4 protein-coding genes are annotated in these 3093 nt (G+C 50.8%); 1 reads left to right on the top strand and 3 read right to left on the bottom strand.

The features are described from left to right. Positions 1–351 precede the first annotated feature (351 nt). The gene (ycaC, locus tag KQJ19_RS23115; RefSeq protein WP_216404237.1) at positions 352–978 is read left to right on the top strand and encodes an isochorismate family cysteine hydrolase YcaC; all 627 of its coding nucleotides are present in this window, start codon (positions 352–354) and stop codon (positions 976–978) included. A gap of 29 nt (positions 979–1007) precedes the next feature. Here ycaC and KQJ19_RS23110 read toward each other — a convergent pair whose 3' ends face one another. The 3 genes from KQJ19_RS23110 to KQJ19_RS23100 form a co-directional block, all read right to left on the bottom strand. Then, positions 1008–1871, bottom strand: coding sequence for a dimethyl sulfoxide reductase anchor subunit family protein (locus KQJ19_RS23110; protein ID WP_153690557.1), 864 nt, complete (start codon positions 1869–1871; stop codon positions 1008–1010). Position 1872: 1 nt separating this feature from the next. After that, positions 1873–2490 carry a DMSO/selenate family reductase complex B subunit gene (locus KQJ19_RS23105; RefSeq protein ID WP_003035741.1) on the bottom strand — a complete coding sequence of 206 codons (618 nt, stop codon included), beginning with the start codon at positions 2488–2490 and terminating at the stop codon, positions 1873–1875. Between the two features lie 10 nt (positions 2491–2500). Then, positions 2501–3093 (bottom strand): molybdopterin dinucleotide binding domain-containing protein (locus KQJ19_RS23100; RefSeq protein WP_275972571.1); only part of this gene is annotated, 593 nt, incomplete at its 5' end.

The raw sequence follows: 3093 nt of genomic DNA, 5'->3' as shown, positions 1-3093 counted from the left end.
GCATCATGCCACTGCCAAAAACATTGTCAATCGGCGCAATCAAAGGGCTGAGGCGCTTTCCGGACGATCGATTTGCATTACTGATTCTTAATGTGAATAGATAAAAAACACAAAAACACATCTGCTTGTTTTTATTGATCTAAAACAAAAATCTCGCGTTGCGTTCAGTCGAAAAATTTCATGGACTCCCCTTACTTTTATTTCTTACTAAACTCTATGCGGGATGCAGATCTGCATTGTCTTCAAAATAGAACAGTGAGTTCTTATTTAGGTATCTAATCCATATATCGTTCTTTCTGTAGACTTAAACTCATCAAATTTCCCCCACTGATGCTGAACAGGAGAAATATCATGACTAAACCTTACGTAAGACTTGATAAAGATAATGCGGTAGTACTGCTGGTCGACCATCAGGCTGGCCTGCTCTCTCTGGTTCGGGATATCGATCCCGATAAATTTAAAAACAACGTGCTTGCCCTCGGCGACTTAGCAAAATACTTCAAACTCCCAACCATTCTGACAACCAGTTTCGAGACAGGACCAAACGGGCCACTGGTACCGGAACTGAAAGCTCAATTTCCCGATGCGCCTTATATTGCTCGCCCCGGAAACATTAACGCCTGGGATAACGAAGATTTCGTGAAAGCAGTGAAAGCGACCGGTAAAAAACAGCTGATTATTGCCGGTGTCGTGACGGAAGTTTGCGTTGCTTTCCCTGCGCTCTCGGCTATTGAAGAAGGTTTTGATGTCTTTGTCGTAACCGATGCGTCGGGTACATTTAATGAAATTACTCGCCATTCAGCATGGGATCGGATGTCCCAGGCCGGTGCTCAACTGATGACGTGGTTTGGTGTCGCATGTGAGTTGCATCGCGACTGGCGCAACGATATCGAAGGTCTGGCGACGCTGTTCTCTAATCACATTCCTGATTATCGCAATCTGATGACCAGCTACGACACGTTAACTAAACAGAAGTAAAAAACCGGGGCTATGCCCCGGTTTGTCATTTAGCTGGCAACCGCCATACCGACGGTCATATGCAGCCCGTAGAACACGCCACGACCAATCAACTCGCCGACTAACAGCAGAATAAACGCGACGGAAAGCAGTGGAACTGCAGGCTGGTAGCCTTTCACTTGCGGTACAATCCAGCAGCACAACGCTAAGGCCAGAGCGACAATCCGCCACGCCATCAGCGAGCCGTAATCCGGAACCAGCGCAGACGCCTGTTGAATGGAACTGTGGATCGTCGCCAGTTCAGCCCCCTGCATTACAGACATGATGGCGCTCACGACCAGAGCAAGCACTGAAATAGCCGGCAACAGGCGCATCGCCCAACCGTCCACGCCAGCAATTCTCAGCAACAGATATCCCAGCAGCGGACCGCCCATAAACATCGTCAGGAAGAAGCCCAGCGGCGTCCAGATGCTGTACCAGGTCGGTACGGTATCGATGGTGTTATACACGCGCACCATCATCCAGACAAAAATCACGCCCAGAACCATGGTGACAACTAACCACAGATTGCGTAATACGGGCGACATTTTTTTCAGCGTTGCCAGCAGCCAGCCGATGCCGCCAACGGCAAAGAAAATTGAGCCGCTGGCAATTTCATTACTCAACGCAGAAGACCCTATACGATTGAGTGAGTTAAAGGCGCGCATCGGTGAGCCCAGGTGGAGCATGGAAGCAATAAAGCCAATGCCCATTAATACCCACAGCCCGAGCATGCAGGCAATCACGCGCTGCTGCGATTCAGGGCGTAAGTCCCCTTTCATCAATGCCAGCGCCAGAACGATAAAGCCACCAACTACACACTGTCCGAAGACAGTGAAGATCATCAGCGGCCATTCATGCCATCCACTTCCCATCTTACACCTCCTTCGGATTGGCCAGATAACCTGTAGTATCCCCGGTCGGGCGGCTATTGGCGTTAGGTTTGATGACAATACTTGGTTTGGTAAAGTGCGCGCCCGGCAGTGGCGCTACCGCAGCCAAAGTACCGTGTTTTTTGCGCAGCTCTTCAATCGGACCAAAATCCAGCGCACGCAGTGGGCAGGACTCCACGCAGATAGGTTTCTTGCCTTCAGCGACGCGCTCATGGCAGCCATCACATTTAGTCATATGACCTTTTTCAGCATTGTACTGTGGCGCGCCGTAAGGACAGGCCATGTGGCAATACCGGCAGCCAATGCAAACATCTTCGTCGACAACGACAAAACCATCTTCACGTTTGTGCATCGCGCCGCTCGGACAAACCTTGGTACAGGCTGGATCTTCACAGTGGTTACACGCAATGGAGAGGTAATAAGCAAAGACGTTCTGATGCCAGACGCCGTTGTCCTCCTGCCAGTCGCCGCCTGCGTATTCATAAATGCGGCGGAAGCTGACTTCCGGGGTTAAATTTTTGAAATCTTTGCAGGCCAGTTCGCAGGTTTTGCAACCGGTGCAACGGCTGGAATCAATAAAAAATCCATACTGGGTTGTCATCGGTTACTCCTTACGCCTTTTCAACCTGAACAAGGTTCGTGTGTGACGGATTCCCCTTTGCGAGAGGAGACGGACGCTGGGTCGTCAGGACGTTAATGCAACCGCCCTGATCCACGCGTTTTGCATCCGGGTCATACCAGGCCCCTTCGCCCAATGCCACCACGCCGGGCATCATACGTGGCGTCACTTTCGCCTCAATATGCACTTCACCACGATCGTTAAAGATACGTACCTTGTCGCCGTTGTTAATACCGCGTCGCTGCGCATCCATCGGGTTGATCCACATTTCCTGGCGGCAGGATGCTTTCAGGACGTCCACGTTGCCATAGGTCGAGTGAACGCGAGACTTATAGTGGAAGCCGGTCAGCTGCAAAGGGAATTTCTCCACCAGCGGATCGTTTAAGCTTTCAAAGCCTGGGGTATAAATCGGTAGCGGATCGATTACATCACCTTCCGGCAGTTCCCAGGTTGCCGCGATCTCGGCAAGCTGCTGCGAATAAATTTCGATCTTACCTGACGGCGTGGTCAGCGGATTGGCTTTAGGATCCTCACGGAATGCCTTGTACGCCACATGATGTCCTTGCGGATCGCGCTGTTTAAAGA

Origin of the sequence: Citrobacter sp. S46_ASV_140 (genome assembly GCF_018919545.1) — a bacterium.
Classification (GTDB): domain Bacteria; phylum Pseudomonadota; class Gammaproteobacteria; order Enterobacterales; family Enterobacteriaceae; genus Citrobacter; species Citrobacter braakii.
The sequence above is the reverse complement of the archived record's forward strand: the minus strand, read 5'-3'. Positions and strand labels throughout refer to the sequence as shown.